This is a genomic window from Amycolatopsis jiangsuensis (genome assembly GCF_014204865.1).
Taxonomy (GTDB): Bacteria; Actinomycetota; Actinomycetes; order Mycobacteriales; family Pseudonocardiaceae; genus Amycolatopsis; species Amycolatopsis jiangsuensis.
On sequence record NZ_JACHMG010000001.1, the window covers coordinates 1,517,480 to 1,538,215 of the forward strand.

At 72.7% G+C, this 20,736-nt stretch carries 13 protein-coding genes; 5 read left to right on the forward strand and 8 right to left on the reverse strand.

Annotation, left to right across the window (positions count from 1 at the left end):
• Positions 1-4: 4 nt before the first annotated feature.
• From BJY18_RS06405 to BJY18_RS06425, 5 genes are all read right to left on the reverse strand, one after another.
• Positions 5-2,785, reverse strand: a complete 2,781-nt coding sequence (locus BJY18_RS06405) for an AAA family ATPase (protein WP_184778535.1) — start codon at positions 2,783-2,785, stop codon at positions 5-7.
• Entirely contained in the window at positions 2,782-5,535 is a 2,754-nt protein-coding gene (locus BJY18_RS06410) for a helix-turn-helix transcriptional regulator (RefSeq protein ID WP_184778537.1), read from the reverse strand. Before BJY18_RS06410 ends, BJY18_RS06405 begins: the two co-directional genes overlap by 4 nt.
• Positions 5,536-5,657: 122 nt before the next feature.
• Positions 5,658-6,293: a helix-turn-helix transcriptional regulator gene (locus BJY18_RS06415; protein WP_246458785.1), complete on the reverse strand. Its 636-nt coding sequence runs from the start codon at positions 6,291-6,293 to the stop codon at positions 5,658-5,660.
• A 1,171-nt stretch (positions 6,294-7,464) separates the two neighbouring features.
• On the reverse strand, positions 7,465-8,673 hold the full coding sequence (locus BJY18_RS06420) for a metal-dependent hydrolase family protein (RefSeq protein WP_184778541.1): 1,209 nt from the start codon (positions 8,671-8,673) through the stop codon (positions 7,465-7,467).
• Positions 8,670-10,181 (reverse strand): peptide MFS transporter, encoded by a 1,512-nt coding sequence (locus tag BJY18_RS06425; RefSeq protein WP_184778543.1) that lies wholly within the window; start codon positions 10,179-10,181, stop codon positions 8,670-8,672. Before BJY18_RS06425 ends, BJY18_RS06420 begins: the two co-directional genes overlap by 4 nt.
• A 180-nt stretch (positions 10,182-10,361) precedes the next feature.
• Between BJY18_RS06425 and BJY18_RS37700 the strand changes: the two genes are divergently transcribed.
• Genes BJY18_RS37700 through BJY18_RS06435 form a run of 3 tightly spaced genes read left to right on the forward strand, consistent with a single transcriptional unit; the run spans position 10,362 to position 12,309 of the window.
• Positions 10,362-11,306 (forward strand): Lrp/AsnC family transcriptional regulator, encoded by a 945-nt coding sequence (locus BJY18_RS37700; protein WP_184778544.1) that lies wholly within the window; start codon positions 10,362-10,364, stop codon positions 11,304-11,306.
• Positions 11,307-11,310: 4 nt separating this feature from the next.
• On the forward strand, positions 11,311-11,445 hold the full coding sequence (locus tag BJY18_RS37380) for a hypothetical protein (RefSeq protein WP_281393644.1): 135 nt from the start codon (positions 11,311-11,313) through the stop codon (positions 11,443-11,445).
• 9 nt (positions 11,446-11,454) lie between these two features.
• Complete coding sequence (locus BJY18_RS06435) at positions 11,455-12,309, forward strand: aminoglycoside phosphotransferase family protein (protein WP_184778546.1); 855 nt, start codon at positions 11,455-11,457, stop codon at positions 12,307-12,309.
• Here the strand turns inward: BJY18_RS06435 and BJY18_RS06440 are convergent.
• Positions 12,300-13,244 (reverse strand): hypothetical protein, encoded by a 945-nt coding sequence (locus BJY18_RS06440; RefSeq protein WP_184778548.1) that lies wholly within the window; start codon positions 13,242-13,244, stop codon positions 12,300-12,302. The two genes, BJY18_RS06435 and BJY18_RS06440, sit on opposite strands and share 10 nt — an antisense overlap.
• 218 nt (positions 13,245-13,462) lie before the next feature.
• Entirely contained in the window at positions 13,463-17,803 is a 4,341-nt protein-coding gene (locus BJY18_RS06445; protein WP_184778550.1) for an nSTAND1 domain-containing NTPase, read from the reverse strand.
• 259 nt (positions 17,804-18,062) lie between these two features.
• Here BJY18_RS06445 and BJY18_RS06450 point away from each other — a divergent pair, with 259 nt between their 5' ends.
• Together BJY18_RS06450 and BJY18_RS06455 are read left to right on the forward strand one after the other, a co-directional pair.
• Positions 18,063-18,632: a TetR/AcrR family transcriptional regulator gene (locus BJY18_RS06450; RefSeq protein WP_184778552.1), complete on the forward strand. Its 570-nt coding sequence runs from the start codon at positions 18,063-18,065 to the stop codon at positions 18,630-18,632.
• A gap of 88 nt (positions 18,633-18,720) precedes the next feature.
• Positions 18,721-19,521: an alpha/beta fold hydrolase gene (locus BJY18_RS06455; protein WP_312873756.1), complete on the forward strand. Its 801-nt coding sequence runs from the start codon at positions 18,721-18,723 to the stop codon at positions 19,519-19,521.
• 31 nt (positions 19,522-19,552) lie between these two features.
• On the opposite strand, the gene BJY18_RS06460 is transcribed toward BJY18_RS06455, so the two are convergent.
• The gene (locus BJY18_RS06460) at positions 19,553-20,719 is read right to left on the reverse strand and encodes an SMI1/KNR4 family protein (RefSeq protein WP_184778555.1); all 1,167 of its coding nucleotides are present in this window, start codon (positions 20,717-20,719) and stop codon (positions 19,553-19,555) included.
• Positions 20,720-20,736: the final 17 nt, after the last annotated feature.

Genomic DNA, 20,736 nt, shown 5'->3' on the forward strand with positions numbered 1-20,736 from the left:
CGGATCAGAGCTCCTTGTCCAGCGCCGCGTACAGCTCGCGCAGCTCGGTCCGCCCGGTGACCTCCAGCTGGCGGTAGATCGTGGTCAGCCGGAGCTCCACCGCGCGCTTGCTGATTCCGAGTTCGCTCGCCAGCTGCGCGTTGGCGGCGCCCGCGAGGACCCGGCGGACGAGGTCGGTGGCGCCGGGCGCGAGGGACCGCCAGCGCCGGGACGCCGTCCGGTAGGTCGAGCGCGGGCGCGGCCGGTCGGAGAGCCGGCTACGGAGATCGGCGATCCGGGTGGTCGCCCAGTCGAGCCGATAGGCGGTCGCGAGCCGTTCGGCCTCCCGCAGCTGACGGGCCACCCCGGTGGTCTGGCCGCGGTTGAGCTGCGCCGCGGCGAGCAGCAGCAGCGCCTCGACGTAGAGCACCCGGGACGGGGACTGCTGCAGCGCGTTGACCGCCTGGGTCAGCCGGAACACCGCGTCCTCCGAGCGCACCGCGACGCCGGCGCCGAGGTGGGTGCGCCCGATCGCGGTGCGGGTGCCCCACGCCTGGGCCAGCCGCCACTCCTCGCTGATCATCGCGGCCGCGGTGTGCTCGTCCCCGAGCGCCTGGGCGGCGATGGCCACGTGCGAGCGCCACGGCACCACGGCGGGGTTGGCCCAGCCGAGCGCCTGCATCCGCCGTCCGCACTCCTGGAACATCCCGAGCGCGCGCCGGTGGCGTTTGAGGTCCAGTTCCAGCATTCCCCGCATGAACAGCACGAACGGCGTCGTGGCGCCACCGCCGGAACCGCCGCCGGTCACCGCGCCCGCCGCACGCTGGGCGGCGTCGAGGTCGCCCCGGGTCAGCGCCGCGGCGATCGCGATCATGCTCAGCGCACCGGCCGCGGTGGGCGGACGGCCGTCCGGAGGGACGGCGGCCGAGGCATCGGCCAGCGCCTCCTGCGCGGCCCGCACCCGCCCACGCTGCAGGTCGATCCAGGCCCGCCCGGTGAGTGCCAGCAGCACCGGGACGCGGGCGCCGGCGACCGTGCCGGCCGCGACCAGTGCGTCATAGACCGAAAGTGCTTCCAGCACGTCGTCGGTATGACCGAAGGTCGCTGCCAGCGCGAGCCAGGGAGCGTAGAGGGGGGTCCGGGTGTGCCATGTCTCCCCGGCCCGCCGGGCCAGCCGCCGCGCCGCCCGGCTGTCCCGGCCCGCCATCATGGTCAGCCAGGCCGCCGCGGCGGCCTGTGCCGGGCTCATCGACGCGGGGTCGACGTCGGCCACGGCGGGCACGCCCAGGGTGCTCGCGCCGCGGCCGGTGCCTTCGGCCAGCCAGTGCAGGGCGATCAGATCCGCTCGCTCGTCCTCGCCGAGGGGCGCCACGCTCAGCCCGGCAAGCTCCCGCAGCGCCTGCTCGCGCGTGCCGCGCAGGAGCATCAGGTCCACGACGGACAGCCGCGTCCGGACGGAGTCACCGTCGACCGCGACCGGGATCGCCCTCGCCAGCCGCAGATCCGCGGTGAACGGGCAGGACGACGCCTCGACCATCTCCAAGTCCAGGCGCAGCCGCGCGAGCGTGCCGTCGGTGGCCGGTTCCGCCAGAGCGCGCCGGTAGAAGCGGGCGGCGCCGGCGTGGTCGCCCGCCTCCCGGCGACGGCGCGCCGCCGCGTCCAGGGTCTCCAGCGCCCACGCCTGGCCGACCGGCTCGGACCCGACCAGCAGTTCGGCGACCTCCTCCTCGGGCGCCGCCCGCCGGTGGCCGAGGTCGGCGGCGTCGCGGCGGATCCGGGCCCGCTCGTGCGGGCCGGTGACCGCCAGCACCCACGTCACCACGTCCGGGTCCATCGGCTCGGCCGGGCCGGCACCGATGAGGCCCAGGTCGGACAGTACGCGCAGGGCCCGTCCGATCGGCATGCCGATCGGACCGGCGAGCGAGCGCAGGCTGGCCTCGTCGAGGGTGCCGACGGCCGCGATCATCCGCACCAGCGCGGCCAGGTCCGCCGGCAGCCGGGCCAGCAGGCCCAGCACGCGTTGCCTGCGCACGTCCGTGGTGATCACCCCGATCCCGGCACCGCTGCCCGGCCGGGCCGCCGACCGGGCCAGCACTTCGGTGAGCAGCGCCGGATTCCCTTGCGTCATGGCGTGAAGTTCACCGGCGGGCACCCGTGGTCCCGGAATCGCGTGCACCATCCGGGCGACCGCGGCCGGGCTCAGCGGCCGCAGCCGCAGGAGCCGCCGGTTCTCACCGCGCAGGCCGGCCGGGCACAGCGAGCCCGGGTCGTCGTCGGCGTCCGGCATACCGGCGTGGGCGGCGAGGATCAGGACCGGCGCCTGGCCCCGCCTGCGCTGGAGCCCGGCGAGCCAGGTGGCCGACTCTTCGTCGGCCAGCAGGAGGTCGTCGACGACCAGCAGCACCGGACAGCGGCGAGCCGATTCCAGCACCCGCCTGCGGAGCAGCTCGTGCAGCATCGGCACGTCCGCGTCGTTCTCGAGCACGGCAGGCAGCCAGGGCACATCGACCAGGTCGGGCGCGCCGGCCAGCAACTGGGACAGCACGCCGTAGGGCAGCTCCGCCTCGGTCGCCGAGCCGCGGGCGGTGTACACCTGCACCTGCCGTCGCGCGGCCACGGCGGCGGCCCGCCCCAGCAGCGCCGTACGGCCGCTGCCGGGCGGACCGACGACCAGCGCCGAACCCCCGCCCCGGCCGTGCTCGAGCTCGTGGATCAGGTCGGTGAGCGTGTCCAGCTCGGCCTCGCGCTCGACCAAGTGCTCGGCGGCGGGCGCTTCGGCCTTTTCGGCGCTACCGACCGCGTTCACCGGGCCACGCCCCACCGGCGGGGTTCGGCGGCGGCCTGCCCGAGCGCACCGGCCAGCTCGGCCCGGCCGGTGATCCGCAGTTTGCGGTACACACTCGTCAGATGCGTTTCGACGGTCCGGACGGTGACGAACAGCCGCTCGGCGATGATCCGGTTGCTCGCGCCCTTGCCGGCCAGCCCGGCGGTCATCCGTTCGGCCGGGCTCAGCGACGCCAGCGGCGAGGCCTGGCCGGGGATGCCGGCCTCGGCGGCGGTCTGCTGGGCGCGCCGCAGCAGACCCCGGTTGCCGCTGCGCAGGCTCAGCTCGGCCGAGCGGCGCAGCCGTGCGCGGGCGGCCGCCGTGTCGCCGGCGTCCACCAGCGAGCGGCCGAGTTCCAGCTCCGCCAGCGCGTCCTCACGCAGGGCGGGTGAGCCGGCGAGGATCGCGGTCGCTTCTTCGAGCAGGCCGGCGCGCTCGGCAGGCGGCGCGGCGACGCCGGCGGCGAGCCGGGCCATCCCGACCGCCCGCGCGGTGCCCCAGCGCAGCGCCGGTTCGGCTCCCTGGGCGGCGAACTCCGCGGCGGCCTCGTACTGCCCGTCCTCGGCCAGCAGGCACGCGGCCTCGAACCACCACGGCGCGAGGAGCGGGTTGCCGATGCCGACCTCGGCGAGACTTTCCCCGCACCGGCGGAACTCCGCCAGCGCGGCCTCGTGGTCGCCCTCCGCCCACCGCACCCGCGCGTCCACGAGCTGGAACCACGGCCGCAGCAGAGTGTGCTCCCGCATCTGCGGGGTGTCGGCTCTCACCAGCAACCGCCGGGCCTGCCCGGTTTCCCCCCGCTCGGCCAGGACTGTCGCCAGCGCGATCGGCGGCACCACGCCACCGGCGCGGCCTTCGGTGCGGCTGCCGAGGGCGTAGGCCCGTTCGGCGTCGGCCGCGGCCGACGTCAGATCACCGCACCAGTGCCCGAGCAGGCCGCGGAAGGCCAGGTATTCGCTGCGCTGCGCGGGTACCAGCTCGACCGCCCGGGTCAGCTCGTCGTGGGCCACGTCGACCTCGTCGCTCAGGAGCAGGGTGAGGACGGCCGCGCTGACCGCCGAGTCGTCGACCGTCACGTCGTAGCCGCGAACCGCCTGCAGTGCCCAGTCCGCCGCCTGCTGGGGCTCTGTGCCCTCGAGCGCGGCGATCACCGCGCGCACCGCGAGGTCGCCCGCTTCGACGTGGTCGTCCGGGAGGCCGTCGGCGTCGGACCGAAGCCGCTCCCCCAGCTTCGCCAGGCTCGTGCGGTCCTCGATGCCCACCAGCCGCACCAGCGCTTCGAGATGGGGCCGTAGCTGGGGATCCGCGTCGGCGGGCAACCCGGACAGCGCGCTTTCGACGAGGGTGACGGCGGTGGCGCAACGCCAGGCGACCAGCGCCGGCCGGCCCAGCCGTGCCGCGGTCCCCGCACGCTCGGCGGGATCGTCCTGCAGCTCCATAGCCCGTTGCAACAGGTCGAACCCGCTACCGGGATCCAGTTCGGCGACGGTCTCGGCGAGCTGGACGGCGAGGCCAGGGTCGTTCGGACGGGCCACCCACGCGGGACGGAGGAAGCGCACGGCGTCCCACGGCGCGTCGCGCTCGCAGGCGTTGTTCGCGGCGTCGCGCAGCAGGTCGACCATCCACGGTTCGAGATCGCCGAGCTCGAGCACCTGCTCGGCCACCACGTCGGCCGGGTAGGCCGCGTCGCTCAGGAGGAAGGCCGCGGTCCGGCGCAGCCGGGCCGGCTCGCCGGGCTCGAGATCGGCCAGCAGTCCGGTCCGCACCGGATCGTGCCGGAACGCCAGCCCGCCGGGCACCAGGACGTGCTGGGCCCGCAGCATCTCCACGGCGGCCTCGGCGGTGCGGAGCGGGACCTCGGCCAGACGCGCCACGAGGAGGAGATCCTGACCGTCGAGGACGGCGATCGCGGTGGCGACCGCGCGGACGTAGCCGGGGAAACACCCGAAGAGCGACCGGACGAGCCCGGCGTCGACCGGGCCGCCGGCCAGCGGCGCCACTCCGGCCGCCACCTTGCCCAGCTCGTCGAGGATGACCCGCAGCAGCAACGGGTTGCCGCCGGACGGTTCGACCCAGTGCCGGGTGGCCAGCGGGCCGGTGGCCTCGGCGGCCAGCCGTGCGACGGCCTCCGCGGGCAGCGGCCCGAGGTCGAGGACTTCGGTGCTGTACCAGCATTCGAGGTCCGAAAGCGTTTCGGCGGTGGCCGGATCGGTGACGCCCCCGCGTACCAGGACGATCCGCAACGGCAGCGCGGTCGCGCGCCGGGCCAGCAGGGTCAGCCACCGCAACGTCGGCTCGTCGCACCACTGCGCGTCGTCGACGACCAGCACGACTCCGGCCTGCCCGGCGGCCCACGCCGCGAACTCGGCGTACCACGATTCGAACGCACGGGGATCGGGGTCCGGCACCGGCGCACCCGCTTCCCGAAGCCCGGCGAGCAGCCCCTGGCAGGCCCGGCCGTCCACGGTGCCCGTGGTGCGGCAGACGACGGCGGCCCCGCATTCGGCCAGCGCGGCCTCGACCAGGCTGGTCTTGCCGATGCCGACCGGGCCCCGCACCACCAGGACGACGGGTGGGCGGCCCGGTTCTCCGGTGCTCAGTTCTCCGGTGGCTGGTTCTCCGGTGCTCAGCCGTGCGGTGAGCCAGCGCAGTTCCGGATCGCGCCCGGCCAGCTTCGGCCCGCTCCGGCCGGCCCGCTTCGGCCTGGTGCTCGTCGCCTCCGGATCCACCATCCGACGCCTCCCCGTTCTCCCCCAGAGCCGTTACCGGTCACGCAGAGCGCACGGTTGCTCGCTGACTCCCATCTCATCGTGTGATCGCTTCACCGAACAGAGGTCCCGGCCCCCTCCAGGGGTTATCCCTCACTACCGAGCACGGCGCGCTCATATGAGCGGCGCGTCGGCTTCGGGTCGCCGAGCACCGAGGACCCGGGCGCGACGCGGGACCTCGGGACCTGCGGGGGCCACGTGGTCGAATCGAGCAGCCCGGTGGCGAAGGCCCGCGAGATGAGCTCGACGCGGTTGCCCGCATTGAACTTCCGCTGCAATCGGGCGACGTGGTAATCGATGCCCTGCCGGCTCAGGTAGAACCGCGAGGCCATCTGGAGGCTGGACAGCCCGCAGGCGATGCCCTGCAGGATCTTCGCTTCGATCCCGGAGACCGGGCGGTCGCCGCCGGAGCGGGCCGGGCCGGGCGGCACCGCTTCGGGCACGATGGTCAGCAGGATCGTCTCGCCAGGCGCCGATATCCGGGCGGCCACGATGGTCACCCGGTCGGCCCCGACCGGAACGAGACCGGAGATGCTACCGCGAAAGTGCTGGTCCCGGCCCTGCGCGACCCGGGTCAACCGCTCCCGCAGGAACGCGGGCGCGGTGGCGACAAGCTCGGGGAACGGCTCGCCCAGCACGGTGCCGGCAGCACCGAGCCATCGGTGGAAAGCGGCGTTCCCGTCGGCGAGCCGGAGTCCCGTACCGAGGACCGCCAGTGGCATGTCGGCATTTTCGGCGAACTCGCCGACGGTTCCGGGCCGCGCACCCGACAACGCCGATCGGCCCGAGTCGGCACGGCGTGGCACCAACGGGGAAATCGTTCGGGTGACAGCCATGGAAAGCCCTTTCTCTGCGAAGTCCGAGCAATATTCAAAGCCGCGACACCAAGGCGACGGCGCAATACTACGAACGGCCGAACAGGACGGTCAACGAATTCCCGCCGAGCCGGACCGAAGTTCGTGGCTGCCCGAACCCGCCGTGCGGGGCCCGCCGCACCGAAGGTTCGGTGCCGCCTTTCGCGGCGAATTACCTGGTCAAATCCCCGACTCGGCCCGGCGGCTGCCACCCGCACCGAACCGGAGGTCCCCCGGACGACGACCGGCGGAACGGAAAGCGAACACTTTCCACACAATTGCCGAACCACCACAGTGGACGTTCGGGCATCGGAATTACCCGTTCTTACCGCCGAGACCTTTCCCCGTCACGGTACCAGGAAGCGGCCGTAACCTTAAGTTTCACTTAAGAGGAAAACTGTCGGTGGCGAACAGTATTCATGTTCGCCACCGCATGACAACAGCTCGCGGGCCGGAATGACCGGCCAGAAGATTACGGTGGGTGACAGGGAAGCCAGACACTCCGCGAGGCCGCCCGCCCGGGCGCAGCGCCACAGCCCTCCCGTACGGCACGCCGGTGACCGCGGCTTCACACCTTCTGGGAACGCGGGCATTCGCGCGCTCGATCGGAGCGCTGGGCCTGGCCCTCGCCACTCGATCACAATGCTCGACCTCGCCGCCCGATCACAATGCTCGACCTCGCCACTCGATCGGAGCGCTGGGCCGGGCCCTCGCCACTCGATCGCAATGCTCTACCTCGCCATCGCCACTCGATCACAGCGCTGGGCCTGGCCTTCACAGCTCGCTCGCAGTGCTCGACCTGGCCCCCTCGCCGCTCAATCGCAGTGCTCGACCTCGCCCTCGCCGCTCGGCCATCGCCGCTCGGTTGCAATGCTCGACCGGGCCCCCGCCACCCGATCGCCGCGACCGCCGGCCCCGCGGATCGGGTCGCCGAGCCACGGCGACGCCCGGCATCAGGCAGCTCCGGCCGAGCCCGCGGGCGCGGCGGGCGACTACCCGGCGGAGAGTCTGGAGTGGGCCGCCTGCGCGGGCTGACCGATCAGCGAGCGTGGTCGGCCTCGTGCACCCGGCGGCCGTCCTGGTACACCGCCAGGATTCGCTTGCCCAGGCCCGCCACGTCGAGCGGATCGCCTTCGACGAGGACCAGGTCGGCTCGTTTGCCGGGGGTCAGTGAGCCCAGCGTGTCGCCGAGTCCCATCAGGTTCGCCGCGGACAGGGTGGCGGCGTGCAGGGCGTCGGCCGGACTCAGGCCCTGGTCGACGAGCAGTTCGAGTTCCAGCAGGTTCTCGCCGTGCGGGTACAGCGGCGCGTCGGTGCCCATCGCGATCGGGACGCCGGCCTCGACGGCGCGCCGGACACTGCCGTCGGTGCGCTGCTTGATCTTCTCCACGACGTGGTCGGGATAGCCGGTCCCGGCCTCGATCGCGTGCCGCAGGCCGACTCCGGCGCTGAGCGTCGGGACCAGCCAGGTACCGCGCGCGGCCATCATCTCCAGGGTCTCGTCGTCGAGGAAGTGGCCGTGTTCGATGGAGCGGACCCCGTTGCGGACGGCGGCCTTCGCGCCCTCGCCGTGGGCGTGGGCCATGACGTGCAGCCCGGCCGCCGACGCCTCGGTCACCATCATGGCGATCTCGTCGTCGCGGAAGTGCGGGATCCTCGGCCCCGCGCCGCCCGAGACGACGCCTCCGCTGGTGGCGACCTTGATGACGTCGGCGCCCGCGCGGACGAGTTCCCTGATCTTGCGGCGGATCTCCTCCGGGCCGTCCACGACCACGGGCGGACGGCCCGGATGCGGCGGCAGCAGGTCCACCACACACGTGGAGGGCCACCACGGGTCGCCGTGGCCCCCGGTCTGGCTCAGCATGTTCAGCGAAATCCGCATGCGGGGCCCCGCGATCAGACCGCGTTCCTGCGCCACGCGCATCCCGAGGTCGGCGCCCGCGGCGTCCCGGACCGTGGTGACGCCCGCGGCCAGTGTCCGCGCCATGTTCCGCGCGCCCTCGTAGAACTGGAGCGAAAACGGCTCCTGCACGCTCTCGAAGAGGTCCGGACTCGTCATCGTGAGGTGCACGTGGCAGTCGATCAGGCCGGGCAGCACTCCCCGGCCGGTGCAGTCGACCTCCTCGTCGCCCTGCAGACCGGTCCCGACCTCGACGATCCGGCCGTCCTCCACGGCCACGTCCGCCGAATCGGCGCACCGCGACACCGCGTCGAACAGGGTGCCGCCCCGGAACACGATGCGGTTCACCGGCCGGCCCCGTGCACTGCCGCCTGATCGTCGTCCATGGTGGCTCCCTTTCTCGATGCCTGCCGCCGGATGAGCGGGGCGAGCGCGAACAGCACCAGCGCCAGCACGACCGCGCCCCCGCCGAGCGCGCCGAAGTAGCCTGCCGCCGAACCGGGGTCGTAGAACTTCACCAGCTGGGCGCCGATGCCCTGGCCCGCCGCGTTCGACGACAGCCACAACCCCATCGTCTGCGTCGCGAACGCCGCGGGCGCCAGCCTCGTCGTCGCCGACAGCCCGATCGGCGACAGGCACATCTCGCCGACGGTGACCACGGCGAGACTTCCGGCCAGCCACAACGGGTTGGTCTGCCCCGGATGCGCCGCCGGCACCACGAGCAGCAGGTACGACAGGCCGGCGATGGCGAGTCCCACGGCGAACTTGTGCGCGGTCGACGGCGACCGGGGCGAGCGGTCCAGGCGCAGCCACAGCACCGCGAACAGCGGGGTGAGCACGATCAGGACCAGCGAGCCGACCGACTGGAACCACGACGCCGGGATCGCGAACCCGAACGCGTCGAGGTCGGTGCTCTCCTCCGCGTACTGCGCGATCACCGTCGCGCCCTGCTCCTGGATGCACCAGAAAGCGACCGCCGCGACGAACATCGGGATGTAGGCACGCACCCGGGCTCGCTCGGCCGCGGTGGTGCGCGCGCTGCGCAGCATGACCGTGAAGTAGCCGACCGGAAGCGCGATCGCCAGCACGCTGATGACATCGACGATGCCGTCGACGTCCAGCACCCCGGTGCCGACCGTCACCGCGACGAGCCCGATCAGCGCGGCGGCCCCGGCGACCACCGCGATCAGGCGCGGCCGCGGAACCTCGGCCAGCCGCAACGGGTTTTTCGGCCGGCTGCTCACCGGGCTGAGGTGCCGCTGGGACCGGAGATAGACCAGGAGACCGAGCGCCATGCCGACCGCGGCGATCCCGAAACCGGCGTGGTAGTCGTAGTTCTGGCCGACGGTGCCGACGACCAGCGGCGCGGCCACCGCACCGACGCTGATGCCCATGTAGTAGATGCTGAAACCGGAGTCCCGCCGCGGATCGCCTGCCGCGTAGAGGTCGCCGACCGACGACGAGATCGTCGGCTTCAGGAGCCCGGTCCCGACGGCGATGAAGACCATCGAGGCGAACAGGGCGCCGGCGCCGGCCGGGACGGCGAGGCAGAGGTGCCCGCACATGATCAGGACCCCGCCGACGAGGGTGGCCTTGCGGTCGCCGAGCAACCGGTCACTGACCCAGCCGCCCAGGATCGCCGCCAGGTAGATGGCCGATCCGTAGACCGCGATCAGCGGCTTCGCACTGTCCGCTGGAAGGCCGAGCCCGCCCTCGGCCAGCCGGTCGGTCATGTAGTAGAGCAGCAGCGCACGCATGCCGTAGTAGGAGAACCGCTCCCACGCCTCGGCGAAGAACAGCCCCACCAGGCCGCGGGGCTGACCGAAGAACGCCCGGTCCGTCGCCGTCTTCCCCATACCCACCGCACCTTCCGGGCCGGCCACGACCCTGATGGCCGCAGACGGTACAGCCGCCCTGTGGCGCAATCAAGAGAGAATTCGACGCTTTCCCTCTCATAGTGCCGTCGCTTCGTCTGTTCCATGGGTCGTCAAGCTGCACAATTCGCCGACGCGCGCGACATCGGCTAAGTTCTCCCCGTGCGAGGGATCAGCGACGACGTGGACGACCTGCTCGTCCGTGCACTGCAGGAGGACGGGCGCGCGTCGTTCGAGACGCTGGCCCGCCTCGTCGGGCTCGCCCGTTCCACCACCAAGGCCCGCGTGCAACGGCTGATCGAGGACGGCGGGCTCCGGCTGGTCGGCGCGATCCATCCGGCGGTGTTCGGGCTCAACCAGCTCGGGCACGTGATCATCGAGACCGAGGGAGCCGCCGGACCGGTCGCCGAGCGGGTCGCGGCGCTCGACGAGACCTCGTTCGTCACGACCACGGCAGGCCGGTTCGCGGTGACCGCCGAACTGCGGGCCGCCGACCTGGGATCCTTCTCCCGCGGGCTGGCCCAGGTGCAGGCCGTGCCCGGCGTCCGCGCGGTGCAGGCGATCACGTATCTGCGCATCTGGAAGGACCCCTACTTCCCGCCCGGGCCGCTGGAGAGCCCGGGACCGCTCACCGACATCGAGCTCGACGGCTCCGACCACACGCTGCTCGCGCAGCTGCGCGAAGACGGGCGCGCGTCGTTCACCGAGCTCGCGAAGGCGACCGGCCTCTCACCGGGAGCCACGCGTGCCCGGGTGCTCCGGCTGATCGAGTCCGGCATCGTCCACGTCGGCGCGCTGGTCCGGCTCAGCCCCTCGACCCGCACCCACACCGTCGGGTTCGCGGTGCACGTGACCGGCGAGACCGAGCCGGTCGCACGCCGGATCGTCGAGTTCGGGAACATCGACTGTTTCGCCACCGGAGTGGGCTGGTGCAACGGGATCGGCAGTATCCGCGCGGGCTCCCCCGACGAGGTGCTCGCCACGCTCGAACGCCTGCGTGAGCTACCCGGCATGCGCACTGTCGAGTCCTGGACCCACCTGCGGGCGGTCAAGGAGGAGAACGACCGGGCGCTCGCCGTCGCCGACCCGGCACCGTCGTCAGCCTGACGCGGTGCGGCCCGGAGTCCTGGAACGCGGGGCCGCTGTGGTGGCACTGTCACAGGCGGCTCTGCTGTCCGGCATGGCTCTGCTGTCCGGCCTGCCGCGTCGAACCAGCACCACCGGCGGCGAGCAGCCGCTGTTGTAGCTTTCGGAGATGATCGAGGCCGCCGAGGACCTGCTGGCGATCGCCTCCGCGCTGCTGCCCGGCCTACGGCTGGACGATGCTTTCGTCGCTGCCGACGGCAATGTCCACGATGTGCTGCTGATCCCCGGTGTCGCGGCCGTCCGGGTCAGCAGGCGGGCGCTGGCCGCCGCGGCGATGCCCCGCCGGATGACGGCGTTGCGGATGCTGGCATCGGCCGGTCTGCCGTGCCAGGTACCGGAGCCGCTCACTCCGGTGACCATGTTCGGCGACCGGGCCGCCGTGGCCGTCTCGTGGATCGACGGGGCAGCCCTGCCCGAAGGGGTCGGCGATCCGGCGCAGGTGGCCGAGGTGCTGGCGGCCGTACGCTCGGTGCCACTCGATGATGCGCTGCTGGCGGCCCTGGACGAGCGGGCGCTGGGCCCGTCGTGGTCGACGGTCCTCGCCGAGGAGATCCTGCCCCGCCTGCCCCGTCGCTGGCAGTCCGAGGGCCGGCGGCGCCTGGACGCCGCGCTGGCCATGGAGCCCGTCGCCGATGCCCTGGTGCACGGCGATCTCGGCGGCTCCAACGTGCACTGGTCGGCGGAGGGCAAGCTGCTCGGGATCCTCGACTGGGACCTGGCCATGCCCGGCGATCCCGCCCTCGACGCCGCCCTGATGGCCTGGCACGGCTGGGACAACGTCCGGCGCGCGGTCCCCGCCGCCACCTACCGCCGCGCCCGCACCTGGGACGCCCTGTTCGGTGCCGAACACCTGGTCGCCGCCATGAACGGCCGCCCGATGACGAATCCGGACGGTTTCGTCGCCGCGATCGTCCCCTGGCTGGAGGCCCATGCCTCGGGAACCGGCGGGCCGGATCATTCGTAGACCACGTAGGCGGGCGTCGGGGTGAGAGCCAGCACCTGCTCGGGGGTCATCAACGCCGCCCCGTGCCGGGTGTCCTCGTCGAAGAACAGCTTGAAACCCGGGTACACCTGGTCCGGGATGGTTCTGGTCAGCGTTCGCCAGGTCGAGGTCTTGGCGGCGGCCGAACCGATGCCGTCGACCACCTTCACCACCGACACCCCGGGGTGCGGACGCAGCAGCTCCTCGTCACCGACCACCGACGCCGCGACCTGGTGGTAGACCATGACCTTCTCCGGCAGCCGGTGCGCACCGGCGAGGTCGCCCAGATATCCGGCCACCCGGTCGAGCACCGCGCCGGTGGTGTGCCCGAACTCCTCCCCCGGCACGACTCCCGGCGCCACCGCCCATTCGGGGTCCAGCGCCACCCCGACGTCGGGTTCTCTCAGCCACTTCTCGTACGCCTGCACCTCCGGCAGGAAATCGGCGTGGCCAGGCTGGATGTCGAGCAGCAGCAAGCCCTGCACCGCACGGGCGGCGTCGAGGTACTCCTGCACCGTCTCGTCCGCGCACCGGCTGCGGTAGCTGCCGTCCGCACCCGGCGACCGCTGTGCCGTGGTCGCGATCAGCTCGACGACCGGGGTGATCGGCCGGTCCGCCGGGAAGGTGGCGATCCGGTCCCGCAGTGCGCGGCTCGCGGCCGCCAGATCACCGGTCATCCGGCCGAGCTGCGGGCTGCCGGGGGTCCCGCAGAAGCCGACGAGGAGATGCGTCTCGACCGGCCCCGGGGCGGGGGTGGTCGTGGTGGGAGCCGGCGGCGAGGGCGAGACGGGAGTGGACGGGGCGGGGGTGGACAGGGCAGCCCACGGCACCTGCCGGGGTGCGCCGCACGCGCCGGTGGCCACTGCCGCGAGGGCGGTCGTGAGCAGCAGGCGCCGGTCGAAAGCATTCCGTTTCACCCCGAGGAGATAGCCCGCTGATCTTCGTCGAAACCACCTCGGTGCCCGCGCGGGCGAAGATCGACCCGTTGGCAGTAACCGGGCCCGGCATTCGCGCCAGCGGGTGTCCGCTTCACGCACCAGGCGGGCCGTGCCCACGGGCGCTTGCGCACGGGATCCGGCAGCTCCTCAGCCGCCGGGGCGCACGCTTGGTCCCGCACCGTCCACAGCAGACCGTGTCAGGGTCCCGCGCACGGATCGACCAGGGAGCCGTCGCCGACGTAGGTCTCCCACTCCGCTGGGCTGATCGGGGTGCCCCGCGTCGCGCAGATCTGGTCGGCGACCGACTCGGGATCGTTCTGCCAGACGACGTTCGGCGCGTCCGCGACACCGGCCGCGACGCTGCCGTCACCCGGGTTGAAGGCCACCGCGGTCACGTTGCCGGCAGGCCCGGACAGGCTGGCGGACATCGTGGGCTCGCGCGGGTCGCTGATGTCCCAAGTGGACACTGTGCGATCCCAGCTGGCGCTCGCGAGACGCTTCCCGTCCGGGCTCAACGCCACCGAGGTCACCGTGTTCGTGTGGTCGGTCAACGAACTGAGCAGCACGGGGGTGGCGCTGACGTCCCACAGCCGGACGGCGTGGTCGTCTCCCGCGGTCGCGAGGGTGTGCCCGTCCCGTGCCAGCGCGATGCCCCGGATCGGCGCGGACTGGCCGGTGGACAGCTTCGCCCCGGGGACCACGTGCCGTGGATCCGACACGTCCCACAACCGGGCCGTGCCGTCGTAACTGCCGCTGGCCAGGGTTTTCCCGTCGCGGCCGAACACCACGGAACTGACCACGTCGGTGTGCTCGGCCAGCGGAGGACCCGCGGACCTCACGTGCCGAGGGTCGGAGACGTCCCACAACCGGATGAGGTGGTCGTCGCCCGCGCTGGCGAGCGTACGGCCGTCCGGGCTGAACGCCACCGATTCCAGCTGCCCGTCCGAAGCGTCCACAGTGGACAATTCGACCGGGCGACGCGGATCGGAGACGTCCCACAGCCGGACCGTGTGGTCGTAGCTGGCGTCGGCCAGCAGCCGGCCGTCCGGGCTGAAGGTGACCGAGGTGACCGCGTCACCGTGCGGGGGCAACGCGGCCACTTCCCGCGGGTGCCGCGAATCGGCCATGTTCCACAGGTGCACCGTGCCGTCGTAGTGCCCGCTCGCGAGCATCCTGCCGGACTCGGTGAACGCCATGCTCCAGCCGGACGTCGCGCGCCCGTTGACCTCGGCGGCCCGGACGTCCCACAGCGTCACCGCCCAGTTCGCCGCTCCGGTTGCGATCCCGGACCCGTCCGGACTGAACGCCACCGCGCGAATGGTCGACGGCGCGGCGAAAGTGGCCACCTTGAGCCGCGCGTCGACGTCCCACAGCAAGGTGTTGTGGTCGTCGCCGCCGGCGGCGACCGTACGCCCGTCCGGGCTGAACGCCACCGCCTCGAGGAAACTCGTGGCACCGGTCAGGCTCGCGACCGGGGAACGGCTCGTGGTGTCCCACAGCCGGACGGTCTCGTCGTAACCAGCGCTGGCGAGCAGGTGGCCCACCGGGCTGAACGCCACCCCCGTCACCGCGTTCGTGTGCCCGGCGAGCACGCCCGCCGGCGTCCCGTCGGCCGCGTTCCAGAGCCGGACGCTGGTGTCGTAACCGCCGCTGGCGATCAGCCGGCCGTCCGGGCTGAACGCCACGGAGGTGACGGCTTTCTCGTGTCCGGCGAGGACCCGGGGCGAACGCAGCTGCCGGCCGGCCACGTCCCACAGCCGGAGGGTCTTGTCGGCGGCGGCGCTGACCAGCTTCCGCCCGTCCGGGCTGAAGGCCACCGCCACCGCGGTGTCGGTGTGCCCGCGTCCCGCGGCCAGCTGTGCCGGATGCCGGGGATCGCGCATGTCCCACAGCAGCACCGTGCCCCCGGCGGTGCCGGCCGCCATCAGCCCGCCGTCCTTGCTGAGCGCCACCCCGTACGCGTCACTCGCGGTGCGCACGGTGGCCAGCTCGGTGCGCGTCCGCCCGTCCCACACCCGGACCGTCTTGTCCTTGCCCGCGCTCGCGAGCAGCTTTCCGTTGCCGCTGAACGACAACGCGGCCACTCCCCCGGTGTGTCCGAGCAGCCTGGTCGCCGGCGGCACCCCGGAGGTCGTGAGCAGGCTGCCGCGAGCTTGCGTCGTCGGCGAGATCCGGTACGCCGCGAGGCTGAGCTGCGCCGCCAGCGCCGGATCGGCAGCCTGCAGCGAGTCCGCCCGCAGCGCGACCTGGCGAGAGGTCGCATCGGCTCGCTCCCGCACCGCCGTGCTGCGTTCGGTCAGCGCGATCACCGTCGAGGTGACCGCGACCACCAGCAGGACGGTCAATCCGGCGACCAGCCGGCGCAACCGCCTGGTCCGGTGTGCCGCGGCCTGCCGTTCGCGATCCTCCCGTGCCACGCTGGCCGCGAGCAGTTCGCGTTCGACCGGGGCGAGCGCGCGATCGTCCGGCAGCGCGTCGGCCCACTCCTTCGCGATGGCGAGCCGGGTGCCCCGGTACAGCGCGGACTCGTCCTTGCCCTCCCGTTGCCAGGCCGCCGCGTCCTGGGTGAGCTGCTGGTGCAGACGCAGTCCCTCGCTGTCGTCCGCGATCCACTGGCGCAGCCTCGGCCACGAGCGCAGCAACGCCTCGTGGCTGATCTCGGCGGTGTCCTCGTCCAGCACGACCAGCCGCGCCCTGGCCAGCGCGTCCAGCACCGCGGCTGCGGTCGCGGGGTCACCGGACCCCTCGATCAGGCCGACCCGGTCGACCCGCCGGCGAGTGGGCTCCACGCCCTCGCCGACATACACCATGCGTAGCAGCATCCGGCGCACCATCTCGCGCCCGAACGGGTCGAACCGGGCATAGGTCGTGTCGGCGGTGGTAGCGATGGCCTGGTGGACGCCGCCGACCTCGGCGTAGGCCCGCAGGGTGAGCCGGGTGCCGTCCCGGTCCTGCCAGATCGCCAGCAGGGCGTGGGCCAGCAGCGGAAGGGCTCCGCCCGCGTCCTCCTCCGCGCTCAGGTCGCGCAGCACCAGGTCGGCCAGGCCGGGTTCCAGTTCCAGCCCGGCCAGCTCCGCCGGCGCCTCGATGGCCTCCCGCAGCGACTCGCCGGTCATCGGGCCGACCACGAGGGCACGTTCCAGCGACCCCACGAGTTCGGGATGCTGGGCGCAGTGCCCGTAGAAGTCGGCGCGGACCGCGAGCACCACCGAGACCGGCGGGACCGGCACGTCCTCGGCCGGCGTGCTCACCGCACTTAGCGCCCGCACGAACGCGCGGCGCTCGCTTTCCTTCTCGCACAGCGTGAACAGCTCTTCGAACTGGTCGACCATGACGACCGGCCGGTCGCCGGTGGCCGGCAGGGCGGCCAGCTCCGCGGGCCTGTCCTGGAGGTAGCCGAGGATCTCCGTCTGCGGGCGGCCGGTCGCCTGCGCCAGCGCCGAGGCGAGTGCTTCCACCGGTTTGCTGCCCGGTGTGATCAGCAGCCACGACCACCGGCGCGGCGTCGCCAGGTCCATCCCGTCGATCGCCGACGCGAGACCGGCCCGCAGCAGGGAGGACTTGCCCGAACCCGACGCACCGATCACGGCGATCGGCCCGCCGCCGGACGGATCGCCGAGCCGGTCCACGAGTGTGGTGGTCAGCCGCTGCCTGCCGAAGAAGTACTGGGCGTTGCCGGCGGAGAAGGACAGCAGGCCCGGGTACGGGCTGCGCTCGCTCGCCGGGACCGCCCGGCGCCCGGCGACCCGGGCGACCCGGTCCGTGGCGGGGCCGGCCAGCGCCGGGTCGCCCACCAGGATCCGCTGGTAGGCCTCCTGCACCTCGGCCCCGGGATCGACGCCCAGCTCGTCGGCGAGCATCCGGCGGAACTGCTCGTGCTGTTCGAGGGCGTCGGCCTGCCGTCCCCCGCGGTACAGCGCGATCATGTGCAGAGCGCGCAGGCGTTCCCGAAGCGGGTTCTCCGCCACGACTCCCGACAGGTCCAGACCAGCCGACGATTCCCGGTCCAGCCCCAGCAGCGCCTCGGCCCGGTCCTCGATGGCGGCCAGCCGCAACGCCGACAGCCGCGCGCGCTCACTCTCCGCGAACGGGCCCGGCAGCCCGGCCAGCGGTTCCCCGCGCCACAGGCCGAGCCCCTCGTCCCAGCTCTCGATCGCCGCTTCGACGTCCCCGCCCGCCAGCGACTCGGCCGCCTGCCGGAAGGCGTTCTCGAACCGCCGGCTGTCGACGTTCTCCGGGTCCACCCGCAGCCGGTAGCCCGAACCGACGCTCATCAGCGCCGACTCCTTCGTCGCCACCTTCCGGTCGCCGGCCAGCGCCTGGCGCAGCTGGGAGACGTAGGTGTAGACGCTGCCGCGCACACTGCTCGGCGGCTGCGCACCCCAGATGCCGTCGATCAGCTCGGTCCGCGAGACCACCTGGTCGCACCGGGTCGCCACCTGCGCGAACAGTGCCTGCTGCCGCGGTGCCCCCAGCTCGAGTTCCCGCCCGTCGACCGTCACGTGCAGTGCCCCGAGAAGATCAACGAGCAGCGGCATGGCGCGATTATAGCCAGGCGCGGGCCGAGGCCCGGCTGCTCCGGAACCGCCCGCACTCCCGGACAGGCGCGACAGCGATGCGTACCAGACCGCGCGACCACCGTGGCCGACGTCGCGTGCGCCGGCCCGCGCGACTCCTCCTCGGTCCACAAAGGATTCGAAAACAGCACCTTCCCGCCCGGATTGCTCGTCGACCAGCGCTACCCATATCCGTGCTTCCTGTGTATCTTAGGATGACACCTAGGGAGGTTAGGAACAGATGTCGCGTGTGCGCATCACCCCGGGCACCTTGGTGACCGCTGCCGCCGATCTCGCCGATGAGATCGGCTTCGAAAACCTGACGCTGGCCGCGGTCGCGAAGCGTTTGGGCATTCGTGACGCCAGCCTCTACACCCACGTCCGGGGCCTCGCCGACGTACGGGAACGCGTGGCGCTGCTCGCGCTCACCGAATGGGCCGAAGCTCTGGGCGCGGCCGTGGCCGGACGCTCCCGGCACGACGCCCTGACTGCCTTCGCCGACACCTACCGCGTTTTGGCGACCGGGCATCCGGGCCGGTACGCAGCCACCCGGTACCCGGTGCCGTCCGAAAACGCCGCCGCGTCGGCGGGCGTGGCGCGCATCGTCGAGGTCTGTTACGCGTTGCTGCGCGGCTACGACCTGCCGGAACCCGATGCCACCGACGCGGTCCGGTTGCTGCGCAGCACTTTGCACGGCTTCAGCGACCTGCAGGCCGCCGGCGGCTTCACCTCCGGCCGCGATCTCGACGCGTCGTGGCGCCGAGCGGTCGACACGCTCCACCACACTCTCGCGCACTGGTCCGACATCTGATCCCTGACAGGAGAACTCCATTCGCACCGCGACACTCACCCTCGACGGCACTCCGCTGGACTACCGCGACCGCGGCGACGGTCCCCCGGTGCTGATCCTGCCCGGAGGTCCGGGCCACGCCGGCATCGTGGACGGGCTCACCACGCATCTGGCCGACCGCTACCGCGTCGTCGCGATGTCCAGCCGCGTGGCTTCGGCGCGGCCGGGCACCGAGCACGGCGACCAGTCACCGAAGGTGCAGGCCGAGGATGCTCTCGGCCTGATCGAGGCACTCTTCGAGGAGGCGCCGGCGGTGTTCGCCTTCAGCGCCGGCGCCATCACCACCCTCGAATTGCTGGCCCGCCACCCCGACAGCCTCCGCCTCGCCGTGGTGCACGAGCCCCCGGTGCTCGCCCTGCTGCCGGACGCCGGTCGTCACCGGGACGCGCTCGCCGCGGCGCGAACAGCCGCCCGCTCCGGGGAAACGGAAGAAGCGGCCCGGCTCATGACCGAGACCATGACGGCCGTGGAACCCGGGAGGGACACCCCGGATCTGCGCCACCTCGGCAACTGGCTCGACACCTACGCGGGGACGCTTCCCGAACCCCCCACCCCCGAACTGGCCGAACTGTTTCCCCGGCTCGGCGATCTCCAATCGCAGTTCCTGGAACACATCTTGCTCCCGTTCACCACCGGTGAGCCCGATGTGGCCGCGCTCGGTGCGGCCGGTCCGCGGCTGGTCCCCGTCGCCGGCATCGACTCCCGGGGCCAGCTTCCCTACCGGGCCGCCGCGGCTTTGGCCACCAGGCTCCGGCTTCCGCTCACCGAGGTCCCCGGTGGCCATCTCGGGCCCGTCGAACGCCCCACGCAGTTCGCCGGCGCGCTCAAGGCACTCCTCGAAAACCGTTGATCCCCCGGCTTTCGGGACGATCACCCGGGCATTACTCCGCACTTCGGGGCGTGGTCAACAGTTCCCGGCCGCGCTCGGGAGTGATCGCCGCCGCGAGGACCGGATCGCCGAGCAGCGCGACCGGGGCGATGTGGTCGGGTGTGCGGGGCCGCCAGTGGGGCATGGCCTCGCGGATCGCGGTCCACAGTGCTTCGGGATCGTCCGCGTGTGCGGTCCGGGCCCGGCGCACCGGGGCGTCGAAGTCCGCGTTGCCGTAGCCGAGGGCGTGCGCCGGTGCCCGGAACCGTGGTTCGTGCTCGGCGATCATGGCCAGGATTTCCGGCCGCTCGCCGACCATCGCGCTCTGCAGGACGGAATTCCGGGCGCTCCCGGCGACGCGGGCATGCTCGTGGAACAGATACGGCAGCAGTTCCTCGGTGAACACCGGATCGGTGAGGAAGCCCTCGGTCAGGAACGCCGGATGCAGCAGCCTCCCGAGCAGTGTCCCCGCCTCGTAGTGGTCGCCGGACAGCAGCAGGATCTGGACACGCAGGACCGTGGCCCGCTCGAGGCCGAACTCCTCGGCCTCGGCGAGCACCTCGTCGGCGCCGTCGGCCTCGCCGGCGAGCGCGCGGGTCCGGGCGTGCTCGACCTGCGTCTCCCACTCGTCCCGGGTCTCCCCCTCGGGCTGGTGCATCTGGTGGAATTCGGCGTACAGGTGCTCCATCAGCGCGGCGAACGAGGCGAACCGGACCGGCGGCGCGGCACGCCAGGAGAACAGGCTGTACGCGGCCCATTCACCGGAGGCATCGACGTCGCCGGGGTCGAGGAACAGGATCCCGGCGTCGGCCTCCAGCGACAGCAGCAGACCGCGGGTGAACCGGTTGCCGTTGCCCGGGTCGGCGTTGTCCTGGTCGGTGAGTTCCTCCCATTCCGCCCAGTGCGGCTCGAAATCGCGCACCCAGCCGACCGACTCGGTGTCGCGCATCCGGGACACGAAGCTGCCCGCGTCCCGCCATCCGTTCGTGCAGCGCAGAAACTGCCGGTACGAGGGCGGCAGCCGCATCCCCAGCCGCGCCTCGGCCGCGACGACCTCGCTCTCGGTCGCCGGCGCGAACCCGAGCCACCGATCCGCCCGGACCTCGGGTTCGACCTCGTCCGGCTCCGCGACGCTCACCCATTCCTCGCTCCACCGACGCAGCCACGGCTCCCACTCCATCCCCGCAGCTTGTCACA

Excerpts from the sequence above, each read along its gene's own strand:
- BJY18_RS06410 (WP_184778537.1), bottom strand. The coding sequence starts at position 5,535 with ATGGTGGATCCGGAGGCGACGAGCACCAGGCCGAAGCGGGCCGGCCGG.
- BJY18_RS06415 (WP_246458785.1), bottom strand. The coding sequence starts at position 6,293 with ATGCCACTGGCGGTCCTCGGTACGGGACTCCGGCTCGCCGACGGGAAC.
- BJY18_RS06425 (WP_184778543.1), bottom strand. The coding sequence starts at position 10,181 with ATGGGGAAGACGGCGACGGACCGGGCGTTCTTCGGTCAGCCCCGCGGC.
- BJY18_RS06435 (WP_184778546.1), top strand. The coding sequence starts at position 11,455 with ATGATCGAGGCCGCCGAGGACCTGCTGGCGATCGCCTCCGCGCTGCTG.
- BJY18_RS06445 (WP_184778550.1), bottom strand. The coding sequence starts at position 17,803 with ATGCCGCTGCTCGTTGATCTTCTCGGGGCACTGCACGTGACGGTCGAC.
- BJY18_RS06450 (WP_184778552.1), top strand. The coding sequence starts at position 18,063 with ATGTCGCGTGTGCGCATCACCCCGGGCACCTTGGTGACCGCTGCCGCC.
- BJY18_RS06460 (WP_184778555.1), bottom strand. The coding sequence starts at position 20,719 with ATGGAGTGGGAGCCGTGGCTGCGTCGGTGGAGCGAGGAATGGGTGAGC.